The organism is Bacillus sp. DWP3-1 (assembly GCF_049896565.1).
Lineage (GTDB): Bacteria > Bacillota > Bacilli > Bacillales > Bacillaceae > Bacillus.
In genome coordinates, this window is sequence record NZ_JAFCUN010000003.1 from 365,463 (window position 1) to 379,072 (window position 13,610).

Here is a 13,610-nt window from a genome sequence, read left to right on the forward strand (position 1 = left end):
TGCTTAGCATAATGGGAAAAACGTGCTATAATGTTCAGAAGATTTTTTAAAACTAGCTTTTTACAATCTGAGGTGTGAAATCAAATGAAACTAACAGAAAAAGAAACTGAAATATTAGAGATTTTAGATGAAAACAGCCGCGCCGATTTAAATACAATTGCAAAAATGGCAGGCGTGACAACAGAAGAAGCAGAAGCGATTATTCAAAAACTAGAAGATCAAAAAGTCATTATTGATTATTCAACCATGATTGACTGGCGTAAAGTAGATGGTCACGAAGGCGTCACAGCAATGATTGATGTCAAAGTGACACCAAAAAGAGGCGTCGGATTTGATGAAATTGCTGAACGTATTTATCGCTTTCAGGAAGTGGAGTCTGTCTATCTCATGTCAGGTGTTTATGATCTATCTGTTGTGATCCGCGGAAGATCTATGTCTGATATTGCCCGCTTCGTGTCTGAAAAATTATCGACACTTGATTCCGTGGTTTCAACAACTACCCACTTTATTTTAAAGAGATATAAACATGATGGGAAAGTGTTTGAAACAGGAGACGATGACAAAAGAATCGTGGTGTCACCTTAAATGAAAAAGTCTTATTTATCTGAAACGGTACAAAGCATTCAGCCGTCAGGTATTCGGAAATTCTTTGATTTGGCAGCCACAATGGAAGGGGTCATTTCCCTCGGTGTCGGCGAGCCAGATTTCGTGACAGCTTGGAATGTCAGAGAAGCAAGTATTATGTCATTAGAACAAGGGCTTACTTCTTATACGGCGAACGCAGGGTTGTTATCTTTGCGAAAAGAACTGAGCCACTATTTATATAAGCGGTTTCACATTGACTACAGTCCTGAAGAAGAACTTATTATCACAGTTGGCGGAAGCCAGGCACTTGATTTGGCCTTTCGTGCGATTTTAAACAGCGGGGATGAAGTGATCATTCCAGAGCCTTGTTTCGTAGCATATGGGGCCCTTACGACACTTGCAGGCGGAGTACCTGTTTATTTAAGTACCTCGGCTGAAAAAGATTTCAAAGCAGACTCGGCGGATCTGCGCACGAAGCTGACGCCTAAGACAAAAGCGATCCTGCTTTGCTCACCATCAAATCCAACTGGCTCTGTCTATTCAAAGGAAGAGCTTGAAGATATTGCTCAATTTGCAAAAGAGCATGACCTTCTCATTATCACGGATGAGATTTACGCAGAGCTGACGTACGATGAAGCTTTTACAAGCGTGGCGGCAATTCAAGATATGAAGGAAAGAACGATCCTGATTTCAGGCTTTTCAAAAGGGTTTGCCATGACAGGCTGGCGCTTAGGATATGTGGCAGCACCACCTGTACTGCGCGATGCTATGCTGAAAATACACCAATATTCTATGATGTGTGCGCCCGCTATGGCACAATATGCAGCAGAAGAAGCTTTGAAAAATGGACTTGAAGATGTAGAGAAAATGAAGAAAAGCTACAGAAGGCGCCGAAATTTGTTTGTCGGCTCCTTGAATGAACTGGGGCTGACATGCCACCAGCCAAACGGCGCATTTTACGCTTTCCCGTCCATTAAAACGACAGGCATGACGTCAGAACAATTTGCCGAGGAGCTGCTCCTGAGTGAAAAAGTAGCCGTTGTCCCTGGTAATGTCTTCGGGCCGAGTGGTGAAGGTCATATTCGCTGTTCATATGCTTCGTCTCTTGACCATCTTCAGGAATCACTTTCAAGAATCCAGCGCTTTTTGCAGGAACGACAAGTGAAAGAAGAAGCACCTGTCATCATAAAATAAAAAAAGGCATCAATCCATTAGGACTCATGCCTCTCAAATTAGGGGGGAATACTAGAAAGCATTCTTGTTTTCAGGTATTCCCCCTTTTGAACTGATCTAAACCCAATTAAAAAATATTTTGCGTAACTGACCGTTCTATGATATAGTTTTTAATTGCGTATAAACGAATATTAAAACATTTATTTAGGAGTTGTTATCATGGCGACAAAGTTTGAAGTAGGCAGTGTTTACACTGGTAAAGTAACAGGATTACAAGCGTATGGTGCGTTTGTTGCATTAGATGAAGAAACTCAAGGACTTGTGCATATTTCTGAAGTAACACATGGCTTTGTAAAAGACATCAACGAGCACCTTTCAATTGGTGACGAAGTACAAGTAAAAGTTCTTTCTGTTGATGAAAAAGCAGGTAAAATCAGCCTTTCTATCCGTGCTACACAAGATGCACCTGAAAGAAAAGAAAGCAAACCAAAGAAACAAAGACCACAGCAAGTGAAAGAAGAAGCTGCTGCACCACAAGGTTTCAATACACTTAAAGATAAACTTGAAGAGTGGATTGAGCAATCTAACCGTAAAGATCTTATCAAGAAATAAAAAAAGCACCGCTTCAAACGGTGCCTTAGGCTGCCTCGTATAGGCGGCCTTTTTTATGTCTTTTTGTTTAGCGAACCTCTGGATTCGGCTCGTCACGGCGAACAGCTTCTTCGCTTGGCTTGAACAATAGACCAAGGTTAACAAGACCTGCAATTCCAACAAGACCATAAATAATACGTGATAATGCAGAGCCTTGTCCGCCAAAGATCGCTGCTACTAAGTCAAATTGAAAAAAGCCGATTAGTCCCCAGTTAATAGCACCGATAATCGTGAGCACGAGGGCAATACGCTGAATAGCACTCATCGTGATTCCTCCTTTCGCTACAGCATCAATACATTTATATTTTGCAGATTTTTAGCCAAACTATGCGTAAGAAAATGGATTAAAGCAAATTACTTTACTTTTGGAATGATTGAGGCGCATAATGTAGCGCGAGGAGGAGATCAAATGGATCGATTTACTTATTGGAACCCAACGAAATTAATGTTTGGAAAGGGAGAAGTATCAGCCCTTTCAGATGAACTCAAACACTACGGAAAAAACGTATTACTTGTATATGGTGGAGGCAGTATTAAACGAAACGGCCTTTATGACCAAGTTGTCAGCATCCTAAAAGAATCAGGAGCTGCAATCACTGAACTTGCTGGTGTTGAGCCAAACCCGCGCTTAACAACAGTAAGAAAAGGGGTTGAGCTTTGCAAAGAGAACAACGTTGATTTTATTTTGGCAGTCGGCGGCGGCAGTGTCATTGATGCAACGAAAGCGATCGCAGCTGGAGCGAAGTACGATGGAGATGCTTGGGATATCGTGACGCGTAAGCATGTCCCAATGGAAGCTATTCCGTTCGGTACTGTGTTAACACTTGCTGCAACAGGTTCTGAAATGAACTCTGGATCAGTGATCACAAACTGGGAAACAAATGAGAAATATGGCTGGGGAAGTCCAGCAGTCTTCCCTAAATTCTCTATTCTTGATCCAGTGAACACATTCACTGTGCCAAAAAACCATACGATTTATGGCATGGTTGACATGATGTCACATGTGTTCGAGCAATATTTCCATCACACGGAAAATACACCTTATCAAGACCGTATGTGTGAAGGGCTTCTTCGTACGGTCATTGAAACAGCACCGAAGCTGATCAACGATCTAGAGAACTATGAGCTGCGTGAAACCATCTTATTCACTGGCACCATTGCCCTTAATGGAATGCTGTCAATGGGGGCACGCGGTGATTGGGCTTCTCATAACATTGAGCATGCGGTATCTGCTGTTTATGATATCCCTCATGCCGGCGGACTTGCGATCTTGTTCCCGAACTGGATGAAGCATGTCATTCAGGAAAACCCAGGCCGCTTTAAACAATTAGCGGTACGTGTATTCGATGTGGACCCTGCGGGCAAAACAGACGAAGAAGTGGGCTTAGAAGGAATCGACAAATTGTCAGCTTTCTGGACAAGTCTTGGTGCACCAAGCCGTTTAGCGGACTATGATATCAACGATGAGAAAATTGATTTAATTGCAGACCGTGCAATGGCACGCGGTGAATTTGGTCAATTTAAAAAGCTAAACAAAGAAGATGTTCTAGCCATTTTGAATGCTTCTTTATAATCGACCAACCAAAAGATAGCTGCTTTCGAGCAGTTATCTTTTTTTGAGTTCGACGTGTACATATGTTAAAGTAGTCTTTCATGTTTTTGGATATATACGCTGTAAGGAGATGTATCAACAGATGGAAAATTTTATTTACTATAATCCAACGAAATTAATGTTTGGAAAAGGACAACTAGAAGGACTAAAGAGCGAACTCGCTCGTTATGGAAAACGAGTGTTACTTGTATATGGTGGAGGCAGCATTAAGAAAAATGGTCTTTATGACAATGTGATCAGCGCGTTAAATGAAGCAGAAGCTGAAGTATTTGAGCTGTCAGGTGTTGAACCAAACCCGCGCCTTACCACAGTGGAAAAGGGAATCGACATCTGCCAAAATGAAAAAATTGATTTCTTATTAGCTGTTGGCGGCGGCAGTGTGATTGACTGTACAAAAGCGATTGCAGCCGGAGCAGAGTATGACGGAGATGTGTGGGACATTATCTCAAAGAAAACAACCGCTCAAAAAGCATTGCCATTTGGCACAGTGCTGACACTTGCGGCAACTGGTTCAGAAATGAATCCAGACTCTGTCATCACAAACTGGGAAACGAATGAAAAATATGTGTGGGGCAGTTCAGTCACTCATCCTGCTTTTTCCATTCTAGACCCTGAGCATACATATTCTGTGCCAGAAAACCAGACGGTGTACGGCATGGTCGATATGATGAGCCACGTCTTCGAGCAATACTTCCATAATGTAAAAAACACGCCGCTACAGGATCGAATGTGTTTTGCTGTTCTTCAAACAGTCATCGAGACAGCACCAAAACTGCTTGAAGACTTACAAAACTATGAGCACCGTGAAACGATCCTTTATGCAGGAACGATCGCTTTAAATGGCACGCTGCAAATGGGCTACTTTGGAGACTGGGCGTCCCATACAATTGAGCATGCGGTATCGGCTGTCTATGACATTCCGCATGCAGGCGGACTTGCCATCCTCTTCCCAAATTGGATGCGTCATACACTCGATCACAATGTGGAACGCTTTAAAAACCTCATGCTGAACATGTTTGACATCGAGACAGAAGGAAAATCAGATCGTGATATCGCATTAGAAGGCATCGACAAGCTGTCAGCCTTCTGGACAAGCCTCGGTGCACCAAGTCGTTTAGCGGATTATGACATTGGTGAAGATCAGCTGGACAAAATTGCCGACATTGCGGCGAAAGAAATGGAATACGGTGGTTTTGGTAACTTTATGAAACTTGGTCGTGATGACATTCTTTCTATTTTGAAAGCTTCTTTATAATCCTGCTTGCCGTTTCTCATAGAGAGAAACGGCTTTTTGCTATGCCAGTGACGATCACTTGATTTCAATAGCTAGTTCCGCTAAAGTGAAAGGGACAGAACTAACGTAATGGAGGGCTTACAAGCGATGACACATATTCAATTTGACTACTCGAAAGCGTTACCTTTCTTTCAAGAACATGAGCTTACATATTTAAAAGATTTTGTGAAGGTGGCCCATCATAATATTCATGAACAAACGGGTGCAGGCAGTGATTATTTAGGCTGGGTTGACTTACCGAAGCAATATGATCGCGAAGAATTTGCCCGCATTAAAAAAAGTGCAGATAAAATTAAGTCTGACTCTGATGTCTTGCTTGTTGTCGGAATCGGCGGCTCTTATCTCGGCGCACGTGCGGCGATTGAATTTTTGAACCACTCTTTCTATAACACGCTGCCAAAAGGCAAACGCAAGACGCCGCAAATCATCTTTATTGGAAACAACATCAGTTCTTCTTATTTAACAGATGTGATGGATCTATTGGAAGATGCAGATTTCTCTATTAACGTCATTTCAAAATCTGGAACAACAACAGAGCCAGCGATTGCGTTCCGCATCTTTAAAAAGCTCCTCATTGAAAAATACGGTGCTGAAGAAGCGAAAAAACGTATTTATGCGACAACTGACAAGGCACGCGGTGCACTGAAAACATTAGCAACGGAAGAAGGCTACGAATCATTTATCATCCCTGATGATGTAGGTGGACGCTATTCTGTATTAACAGCAGTTGGTCTATTGCCAATCGCTGTGAGCGGTGCAGACATTGATCAGATGATGGAAGGCGCGGCAAAAGCAAGCGAAGACTTCGCTTCATCTGAGCTTTCTGAGAATGCGGCATACCAATATGCTGTCGTCCGTAATGTCCTTTACAATAAAGGCAGAACGATTGAAATGCTGATTAACTATGAGCCAGGCCTGCAATACTTTGCAGAATGGTGGAAGCAATTATTCGGTGAAAGTGAAGGAAAAGATGAAAAAGGAATTTATCCTTCATCTGCGAACTTCTCAACAGATCTTCATTCACTTGGTCAATATGTTCAAGAAGGAAGAAGAGACTTGTTTGAAACAATCGTCAATGTAGACAAACCTCGCCATGAGCTTGTCATTGAAGCAGAAGAACAAGACCTTGATGGCTTGAACTATCTAGCAGGAAAAACGGTTGATTTCGTTAATAAAAAAGCATTTGAAGGAACGATGCTTGCTCATACAGATGGAAAAGTACCGAATCTTATCGTCACAATTCCTGATATGGATGCTTATACATTCGGATACCTCGTTTACTTCTTTGAGAAAGCATGTGCGATGTCTGGATATCTACTAGGCGTCAATCCATTCGACCAGCCTGGAGTAGAAGCTTATAAAGTGAATATGTTTGCTTTATTAGGAAAACCAGGCTTCGAAGAGAAAAAAGCCGAGCTTGAAAGCCGCCTGAAACAATCGTAAGAGTAAAAAAGGCACACCTTTGAAAGGTGTGCCTTTTTTGTTTTCTCACGGTTCCTGTGCAAGCTTCCTCATGCTCTGTACATAGAATAATGAGTAGAGGAGAGTGAAACATGAGAACGAATCATATTTACATTCACGATATTTCTGATCAGGCAATCGTCAACTTTGGCAATGTCGGACGTATTTGTCCTATGAGTGCTGTCAAGGATACTGAAGGTGCTGGCAGTGTGAACGAGACGAATCAATTATCCAATCAAAGCTTATTTGATGCTGCTTTTACAAACAATGTACAAATCACGAGAGGTAGATGTATGAATTCCTCTCTTTAACGAACCCTATTATACAAAAAGGAGGGTTTCGTATGATTCATGTACCATCCAGGCTGCCTGGTGAAAGCTTTTCACTTTACCATTTAGAAGAGACCATGAAGCCGCTCGGTTATGTCATTAATGGCAACTGGGATTATGATCACGGGTACTTTGATTATAAAATTGATAACCGTGATGGCTATACTTTTCTCAGAGTTCCTTTTACAGCCGAAAAAGGCCAGCTGGATCAGCCAGGCGTTGTGGTGAAAATGGGAGATCCATTTCTCTTAAAGCATGTATATCAAGATAAGTTAGATGATCATGCGATGGTTGGAAATGTGGGAGCATCCTTTAACCAATTCCAAGAACCAAAAGAGAAAGATGGAGATGTATCAAAAGCTTATACTGAGATTGGCTTTTCACTCGTCAAGGAATTAGAAGACGCACTGCTTTAAAGGCTGATCAGTTCATCCTCTGGATGAAGCTCATATCCAAAGGGAGGATTCATCATGGGTCCTTCTTTTTTTTGTACACCGACAATGATCACATGATGCTCTAAAAAGTGATGGAGCACTGTTAAGAATGTTTCTCCGGCTAACGAAGCTGGAACCGGTATGATGGTGACGTGTTTATGCAAGGTCATATGTCTTTTTTTCTTTAACGCTTTGAACTGTTCCTTTAGAAGAAAATGTTCGACCATTAAATGATTGACTGCATCAGAGGTATGAATGACTTGATTGGCACCAGCACGCTCGGCATTTTTCACGTAACGATCTGTTAAGATTTCAATTAAACAGTATAGCGAAGGATTTAATCCTTTTGCTGCAAGTAATGTTAAAACACTCTGCATATCAGCTGTCACTTCATTTTCGTGCTGATCTGCGGTAATCATCAGTGCATCTGCACTGGTAATATTGGCTTTGCGAAGTGTGACATCTTCGGTGCCATGCCCTTTAATAAAATGAACATTCTCTAAAAGTGGCCCTTCCTTCAAGGAGTCATCAATCAGCACAATCGGCATAGCTGGATCAATCGTTTGAAACGACTGAAGCAGTTTGTTCGTTTTCTCATTCCAGCCGACGATAATGAGATGTCCTTTCCCTTTAAAGGCGACCTTTCCTTCTACATAATGGTGCTGCTTGCTGAACACAGCGGCGGCAAGCGTGGCGAAATAAGCTGTGACAAAGCTTGCGCCGATCAAAATCAGAGCCATACCCGCTACTTGTCCAGGCATGGTTTGCGGCACAAAATCACCATAGCCTACCGTAGAGACTGTAATGAGCGCCCACCAGATCCCATCAAAGATCGTATGATACTGCTTCGGTTCAAGCAAAACGATTAATTGTCCAAAAAAAAGAAGCAAGAAACAGATGATGATGGCAATTCGAAGATAGAGTGGCCACCTTAGCCAAGCGATAAAGATACGATTTGATTTCATCGGACTCTTCCTTTCAGGAGACTGCTAATGTCAGTATGCCCGATTGAGGAACATTTTTTCATCTTCGTCATGTATTGAAACAGATCCCATATCTTAAAATAAGAGAGAAGAAGGAGGGAATGCGAATGTCGTTCGTTCAAAAGACCGTACTTCTTTTTATCGGTGCGCACTTTTTATCATCAGCTGTGATCTTGCTCGTGTTTGACTTAAATGCTGTGAATCATTTTATGAGTGATTTTTCATGGCTGCACTTTTTTCAAGACCTATACGGAACAGTGACCTTTTATACAGCATGCTTAGGTGTGTTCTTCTTTTTCATTGGTGCGGTTATTCCCCTTAAAAAGACCTAGTGCTTTTTTCTGTACACGTTACATAAAAGTCATTAAAATTGTAAATAAATATATAAAATAAAAAGGAAGCTGATGAGCATGCTGTTTTTTTATTTTTTAACATTTGCCGCATTGGGATTGTCATTTTGGGCACAATTTAAAGTAAAGAATAATTTTGAAAAGTATTCAAAGGTTGAAGCATCCAGTATGAAAACAGGTGCGGAAACCGCTCGACATATTTTAGATCACAACGGGTTATATGACGTGCCTGTTGAACCGGTAAGAGGAACTTTGACTGATCATTACGACCCGACGCAGCGTGTGGTTCGCTTATCTGAACCTGTGTACTACGGTCATTCCATATCGGCCATTTCAGTCGCATCACACGAGGTTGGACATGCCTTGCAGCATCAGGAATCCTATGGTGCGCTTGTCTTGAGACATAAGATCTTCCCTGTCGTGAACTTTGCATCTGGTGTTGCCCCGCTTCTTTTCCTTGGAGGAATCTTGCTCGGCAGCCTTAACTTAATCGGGCTTGGGATCATTTTGTTCTCAGCGGCTGTGTTTTTTCAGCTTGTGACATTGCCTGTCGAGTTTAATGCAAGTTCTCGTGCAAAAGATATCATTGTTTCAGAAGGAATCATTAGAAGCAGTGAAGAAAGAGGCGTGAACAAGGTGTTAAATGCTGCAGCTCTTACGTACGTCGCAGCGGCTCTTGTTTCCTTGTTTGAATTGCTCCGTTTTGTAATGATCTTCCTAAATGGCCGTAATGATTAATTGATGCCAGAGGAGGTGAGCCCTTACCATTGTTAGGTAAGGGTTTTTTTGTATATTTTAAACGTATTTTTAGTCATATTACTTATTGCTGCGACAGCATTTTTTGTTGTCACTGAATTTGCGATTGTGAAAATTAGAGGCTCTAAAATCAATCAGCTGATTGAAAGCGGTGATAAGAGAGCCATCCACGTACAAAAGCTCATATCAAATCTCGACGAATATTTATCCGCCTGTCAACTCGGAATTACCATCACCGCTTTAGGCTTAGGGTGGCTGGGCGAGCCGACGGTGGAACATTTTCTGCATCCGCTGTTTGAGGAATTAGGGCTTCATTCCGCATTAACCGACATCCTATCGTTTATCATCGCATTTGTGATCATTACGTTTTTACATGTCGTTGTGGGAGAACTGGCGCCTAAAACGATTGCCATTCAAAAGGCAGAGGCCGTCAGCCTTGTGACAGCAAAGCCACTCATCTTTTTCTATAAAGTCATGTACCCGTTTATTAAAGCATTAAATGGGGCGGCACGAGGCATTGTGAAATTATTCGGTTTTCATTCTGTCAAAGAACATGAAGTGGCGATCAGTGAGGAAGAATTGCGTCTCATTTTATCTGAAAGCTATGAGAAGGGCGAAATTAACCAATCTGAGTACAAATATGTGAATAAAATTTTTGAATTTGATAACCGGGTGGCGAGAGAGATCATGATCCCTCGTACAGAAATTTCAGCCATAGAGGTTGAACAGACGCTTGAAGACATGACGCATTATATGCTGAACGAAAGATACACACGCTACCCTGTTATTAAAGAAGACAAAGATCATGTGATTGGTGTCATCAATAGCAAAGATGTGTTTAAGGCGAGCTTCCTGAATCTAGATGTGACGATTGAAGACTTAATGCGTCCGGTGATTCGGGTGATTGAAAGTACTCCTGTTCAAGAATTGCTCATTTTGATGCAAAAGGAACGAATTCATATGTCAGTGCTCGTAGACGAATATGGAGGAACAGCCGGTCTTGTCACAGTAGAGGACATTTTAGAAGAAATCGTGGGCGAAATTCGGGATGAATATGATCAAGATGAAACACCTCATATCGTCAAAAAAGGTGACTTCCACTATGTAATGGATGGGAAAGCCTTGATTGATGAAGTAAATGATTTATTGGATTTAGCCATTGAGAATGATGATGTTGATACAATTGCTGGCTGGATGATGACACATAAATTTGATTTTGAGATTGGAGATACGATTGAAGCAGAAGGCTGTGAATTTACCATCATAGATGCAGAAGACCATCATATTCGGACCATTGAAATCAAAAAGGTTCACTTTTTCTAAAAACCTCGTAACACTTGACGAGGTTTTTTTAGTTGGTAAACTTTAGGTAAGAGAATGCCTTCTGCCGATAAGCAGTGATTTATTTCACATAAAAAGGGTATGGTTTTATAGAAATGACAAAAAGGAGCCGCTCATATGAAAAAAATCAATGTACAAACAAATAGACGCGATGAGATGATCGACGTGACGAACGAGATCCATCAATATGTCAAGGAAACAGGTATTCAAAACGGAACCGTCATTATCTACTGTCCTCATACGACAGCAGGGATGACCATTAATGAAAATGCGGACCCAGATGTGAAACGAGATATGCTCCGGAGGCTTGACGAAGTCTTTCCGTGGGAACATCCGAAGGACCGCCATATGGAAGGAAATACAGCCGCACATATGAAAGCGAGCTATATGGGTGCTACGCAGCATGTTCTCATCAATCATGGTGATCTTGTACTTGGCACGTGGCAGGGAATCTATTTCTGTGAGTTTGACGGGCCGAGACATCGCCATTTTTATATACAGGTGTCTTCAAACGAATAAGAGATGGGGGAAATAAATGGGAGATATCACGAAATTACTGCAAATCAAATATGGAATTATTCAAGCGCCAATGGCAGGAGGCGCCGTGACATCGCAGCTGGCAGCCGCTGTTTCACAGTACGGGGGACTTGGCAGTTTGGCAAGTGGATATGTGCAGCCTGACAATTTGAGGCAGCAGATCAGACAGGTCAAACAGCTGACAACTCGCCTGTTTCAGGTCAATGTATTTGTACCAGAGCCAATTCCTGAAGTCAAAAAAGAGGATGTGGCATTTTGGGAGAAGAGACTGCCTGCACGACCAGCCGCTGATAGGCTGCCGAGCCAAGAGGAATTGTGGGATGATTTTGAACAGAAAATCAACATTATTCAGGAAGAAGACGTACCGGTCGTTTCCTTTACCTTCGCTTGTCCAAATGAACAAACGATTCATCGCTTAAAACAAAAGGGGATCTTTTTAATTGGAACCGCCACAACAAAAGAGGAAACACTGCTTTTAGAGGAAAAAGGGATGGATGCCATTGTTCTGCAAGGAAGTGAAGCAGGGGGGCACCGAGGTACCTTTTTACCTGCAAAAGGAGATGCCCTGGTGGGACTCTTTAGTCTGATCTCTGACGTCAAGCCGCTCTGTCATGTGCCATTGATCGCCGCAGGCGGGATCACAGAACGAGCAGGTGTGAAAGCCGCTCTAGCGCTTGGAGCGGATGCGGTTCAAATCGGCACACGATTTTTAGCCAGCCAGGAAAGTGCTGCGGCAGACGTATACAAAAAGGCGATTTTACAGGCAGAAAGCAGTGAAACAAAGATCACGAGGCTTTTTTCTGGGAAAAGAGCAAGAGGAATTGTGAATCAGTGGATGGAGGAAGAAAGACAGAATGAAGATAGGGTTCTTCCTTATCCGGTTCAGCATGTATGGACGACACCGATGCGAAAAGCAGCCGCGGCTGCAGGAAACCCTGATCAAATGGCTCTTTGGGCAGGACAGGGCGTTAGCCGTATTCACTCGATTTTAACCGTTGAGGAGATCATGCATGAACTGACGCATATATAAATTCATGTTGGGTGGTGTGAAAGGATGGACATCTTAAAGCATTCATACCGAAAAAAAGGACAAATTGAATTTTGGTTTGATGAATTTCCGTACTCTTCTGCCGTCCTTACGCCCATTCGTCATTACTATTTTGTTCGTTACGTAAAATGGAGCCGGCACGATCCGCCGGTCACAAGAAAAGACTTAGAAAAAATGGAGATCCTTGCGAACACGATGCTTGGCACGCTGCAAGATTATCGTAAACGCAAGGCATACAAAAGCCCCTTGTCATAACCAATAGACAAGAGGCTTTTTTTAGCTGCCAAACATTTGCCTGAGATAAATCACATCCATCCGGGTGGTCTGCGGCAATAGATAAGCAGATTGAACAGCACCTGGCCGCCTTCTCTTATTCAATTTGTCGATAATTTCTGCCGCTGTTAAAATCCCAAGTCCATGTCCGTAATATTGATCTTCTCCTAAGTAAATCACATTTTCCCCGCGCCACTGTGACTGCTGATAGCTAAACTCTGGATTTTCAAAATATAAGCAATCCCCATAGATAAAGTCATTCCCGCGTTCTGTATAAATCGACAATGTATCATAATGCCAGTCATACAGGGTTAAGCTGCGAAGCCTTCGGTTAAACTTCTCGTCTCCTACCGTTTGCAAGACCCCCATATAAAATACGATCACAATGGCTGTGGCACATTCAAATGCATATTGTGAGCCATTTTCAAAAATGTCTTTAATTCCTCTAGATGGTTCCACTTGATAGCGCAGCTCTAGTGCTCCTGCTTCCGATACACGCCAAAAGGCATCATTTGCACGAGATTTTTGGAAGATGGCAAATGAGGCACCACTTTTATGCAAATCTCTTGCAGCATTCATAATGTTCGATCTCAATGTGACCTCAAATAACAAATCAGATGCTTGCCTGTAGCGGAACGTATCATTTGAGGCTTGTAACTGCATCAAAATGATCCGCTTTTGTCCCTCTAGCTGAAATGAAGCCAGCTGCTCATTTGTCACTGACTGTCCTGAAAGAATAATCATATGAAAAGCGCCCCCTTTTGTATTAGCGTATGCAAGATG

General features: G+C 42.3%; 17 protein-coding genes. 14 read left to right on the forward strand and 3 right to left on the reverse strand.

Annotated elements, in window-relative coordinates; translation table 11 throughout:
* Window positions 1-84 precede the first annotated feature (84 nt).
* From ACP7A0_RS09530 to yugI, 3 genes are all read left to right on the forward strand, one after another.
* Window positions 85-585, forward strand: a complete 501-nt coding sequence (locus ACP7A0_RS09530) for an Lrp/AsnC family transcriptional regulator (RefSeq protein WP_003213765.1) — start codon at window positions 85-87, stop codon at window positions 583-585.
* The gene (locus ACP7A0_RS09535; RefSeq protein WP_034659785.1) at window positions 586-1,779 is read left to right on the forward strand and encodes an aminotransferase; all 1,194 of its coding nucleotides are present in this window, start codon (window positions 586-588) and stop codon (window positions 1,777-1,779) included. It abuts the gene before it with no gap.
* Window positions 1,780-1,977: 198 nt separating this feature from the next.
* Entirely contained in the window at window positions 1,978-2,370 is a 393-nt protein-coding gene (gene yugI / locus ACP7A0_RS09540; RefSeq protein WP_034659784.1) for a S1 domain-containing post-transcriptional regulator GSP13, read from the forward strand.
* Window positions 2,371-2,437: 67 nt separating this feature from the next.
* Here yugI and ACP7A0_RS09545 read toward each other — a convergent pair whose 3' ends face one another.
* Window positions 2,438-2,674: a DUF378 domain-containing protein gene (locus tag ACP7A0_RS09545; protein WP_003212952.1), complete on the reverse strand. Its 237-nt coding sequence runs from the start codon at window positions 2,672-2,674 to the stop codon at window positions 2,438-2,440.
* Between the two features lie 144 nt (window positions 2,675-2,818).
* On the opposite strand from ACP7A0_RS09545, the gene ACP7A0_RS09550 reads away from it, so the two are divergent.
* From ACP7A0_RS09550 to ACP7A0_RS09570, 5 genes are all read left to right on the forward strand, one after another.
* Window positions 2,819-3,982 (forward strand): iron-containing alcohol dehydrogenase, encoded by a 1,164-nt coding sequence (locus tag ACP7A0_RS09550; RefSeq protein WP_034659783.1) that lies wholly within the window; start codon window positions 2,819-2,821, stop codon window positions 3,980-3,982.
* A gap of 121 nt (window positions 3,983-4,103) precedes the next feature.
* Window positions 4,104-5,276 carry an iron-containing alcohol dehydrogenase gene (locus tag ACP7A0_RS09555; protein WP_034659782.1) on the forward strand — a complete coding sequence of 391 codons (1,173 nt, stop codon included), beginning with the start codon at window positions 4,104-4,106 and terminating at the stop codon, window positions 5,274-5,276.
* A gap of 126 nt (window positions 5,277-5,402) precedes the next feature.
* Window positions 5,403-6,758 (forward strand): glucose-6-phosphate isomerase, encoded by a 1,356-nt coding sequence (locus ACP7A0_RS09560; RefSeq protein WP_375566234.1) that lies wholly within the window; start codon window positions 5,403-5,405, stop codon window positions 6,756-6,758.
* 110 nt (window positions 6,759-6,868) lie between these two features.
* Window positions 6,869-7,087, forward strand: a complete 219-nt coding sequence (locus ACP7A0_RS09565) for a spore germination protein (protein ID WP_060597201.1) — start codon at window positions 6,869-6,871, stop codon at window positions 7,085-7,087.
* 32 nt (window positions 7,088-7,119) lie between these two features.
* The gene (locus ACP7A0_RS09570; protein WP_034659780.1) at window positions 7,120-7,521 is read left to right on the forward strand and encodes a YugN-like family protein; all 402 of its coding nucleotides are present in this window, start codon (window positions 7,120-7,122) and stop codon (window positions 7,519-7,521) included.
* Here the strand turns inward: ACP7A0_RS09570 and ACP7A0_RS09575 are convergent.
* The gene (locus ACP7A0_RS09575) at window positions 7,518-8,504 is read right to left on the reverse strand and encodes a potassium channel family protein (RefSeq protein WP_060597200.1); all 987 of its coding nucleotides are present in this window, start codon (window positions 8,502-8,504) and stop codon (window positions 7,518-7,520) included. The genes ACP7A0_RS09570 and ACP7A0_RS09575 overlap by 4 nt on opposite strands.
* A 125-nt stretch (window positions 8,505-8,629) precedes the next feature.
* Between ACP7A0_RS09575 and ACP7A0_RS09580 the strand changes: the two genes are divergently transcribed.
* The 6 genes from ACP7A0_RS09580 to ACP7A0_RS09605 all read left to right on the forward strand — a co-directional run bounded on the left by ACP7A0_RS09580 (window position 8,630) and on the right by ACP7A0_RS09605 (window position 12,809).
* Window positions 8,630-8,854 carry a hypothetical protein gene (locus tag ACP7A0_RS09580; RefSeq protein ID WP_060597199.1) on the forward strand — a complete coding sequence of 75 codons (225 nt, stop codon included), beginning with the start codon at window positions 8,630-8,632 and terminating at the stop codon, window positions 8,852-8,854.
* A gap of 81 nt (window positions 8,855-8,935) precedes the next feature.
* Window positions 8,936-9,610 carry a zinc metallopeptidase gene (locus ACP7A0_RS09585; protein WP_060597215.1) on the forward strand — a complete coding sequence of 225 codons (675 nt, stop codon included), beginning with the start codon at window positions 8,936-8,938 and terminating at the stop codon, window positions 9,608-9,610.
* Window positions 9,611-9,658: 48 nt separating this feature from the next.
* Window positions 9,659-10,951, forward strand: a complete 1,293-nt coding sequence (locus ACP7A0_RS09590) for a hemolysin family protein (protein ID WP_426004936.1) — start codon at window positions 9,659-9,661, stop codon at window positions 10,949-10,951.
* A gap of 135 nt (window positions 10,952-11,086) precedes the next feature.
* The gene (locus ACP7A0_RS09595) at window positions 11,087-11,488 is read left to right on the forward strand and encodes a secondary thiamine-phosphate synthase enzyme YjbQ (RefSeq protein ID WP_426004938.1); all 402 of its coding nucleotides are present in this window, start codon (window positions 11,087-11,089) and stop codon (window positions 11,486-11,488) included.
* Between the two features lie 16 nt (window positions 11,489-11,504).
* Window positions 11,505-12,536, forward strand: coding sequence for a nitronate monooxygenase (locus ACP7A0_RS09600; RefSeq protein WP_426004940.1), 1,032 nt, complete (start codon window positions 11,505-11,507; stop codon window positions 12,534-12,536).
* 24 nt (window positions 12,537-12,560) lie between these two features.
* Window positions 12,561-12,809: a hypothetical protein gene (locus ACP7A0_RS09605; protein ID WP_060597196.1), complete on the forward strand. Its 249-nt coding sequence runs from the start codon at window positions 12,561-12,563 to the stop codon at window positions 12,807-12,809.
* Window positions 12,810-12,830: 21 nt separating this feature from the next.
* Here the strand turns inward: ACP7A0_RS09605 and ACP7A0_RS09610 are convergent, their stop codons facing one another.
* Window positions 12,831-13,571 (reverse strand): protein-glutamine gamma-glutamyltransferase, encoded by a 741-nt coding sequence (locus ACP7A0_RS09610; RefSeq protein ID WP_106061607.1) that lies wholly within the window; start codon window positions 13,569-13,571, stop codon window positions 12,831-12,833.
* Window positions 13,572-13,610: the final 39 nt, after the last annotated feature.

What these genes read in the sequence shown, in the direction of transcription:
- ACP7A0_RS09530 (WP_003213765.1), top strand. Translation starts at nt 85, where the DNA reads ATGAAACTAACAGAAAAAGAAACTGAAATATTAGAGATTTTAGATGAA.
- ACP7A0_RS09535 (WP_034659785.1), top strand. Translation starts at nt 586, where the DNA reads ATGAAAAAGTCTTATTTATCTGAAACGGTACAAAGCATTCAGCCGTCA.
- yugI (WP_034659784.1), top strand. Translation starts at nt 1,978, where the DNA reads ATGGCGACAAAGTTTGAAGTAGGCAGTGTTTACACTGGTAAAGTAACA.
- ACP7A0_RS09545 (WP_003212952.1), bottom strand. Translation starts at nt 2,674, where the DNA reads ATGAGTGCTATTCAGCGTATTGCCCTCGTGCTCACGATTATCGGTGCT.
- ACP7A0_RS09550 (WP_034659783.1), top strand. Translation starts at nt 2,819, where the DNA reads ATGGATCGATTTACTTATTGGAACCCAACGAAATTAATGTTTGGAAAG.
- ACP7A0_RS09555 (WP_034659782.1), top strand. Translation starts at nt 4,104, where the DNA reads ATGGAAAATTTTATTTACTATAATCCAACGAAATTAATGTTTGGAAAA.
- ACP7A0_RS09560 (WP_375566234.1), top strand. Translation starts at nt 5,403, where the DNA reads ATGACACATATTCAATTTGACTACTCGAAAGCGTTACCTTTCTTTCAA.
- ACP7A0_RS09565 (WP_060597201.1), top strand. Translation starts at nt 6,869, where the DNA reads ATGAGAACGAATCATATTTACATTCACGATATTTCTGATCAGGCAATC.
- ACP7A0_RS09570 (WP_034659780.1), top strand. Translation starts at nt 7,120, where the DNA reads ATGATTCATGTACCATCCAGGCTGCCTGGTGAAAGCTTTTCACTTTAC.
- ACP7A0_RS09575 (WP_060597200.1), bottom strand. Translation starts at nt 8,504, where the DNA reads ATGAAATCAAATCGTATCTTTATCGCTTGGCTAAGGTGGCCACTCTAT.
- ACP7A0_RS09580 (WP_060597199.1), top strand. Translation starts at nt 8,630, where the DNA reads ATGTCGTTCGTTCAAAAGACCGTACTTCTTTTTATCGGTGCGCACTTT.
- ACP7A0_RS09595 (WP_426004938.1), top strand. Translation starts at nt 11,087, where the DNA reads ATGAAAAAAATCAATGTACAAACAAATAGACGCGATGAGATGATCGAC.
- ACP7A0_RS09600 (WP_426004940.1), top strand. Translation starts at nt 11,505, where the DNA reads ATGGGAGATATCACGAAATTACTGCAAATCAAATATGGAATTATTCAA.
- ACP7A0_RS09605 (WP_060597196.1), top strand. Translation starts at nt 12,561, where the DNA reads ATGGACATCTTAAAGCATTCATACCGAAAAAAAGGACAAATTGAATTT.
- ACP7A0_RS09610 (WP_106061607.1), bottom strand. Translation starts at nt 13,571, where the DNA reads ATGATTATTCTTTCAGGACAGTCAGTGACAAATGAGCAGCTGGCTTCA.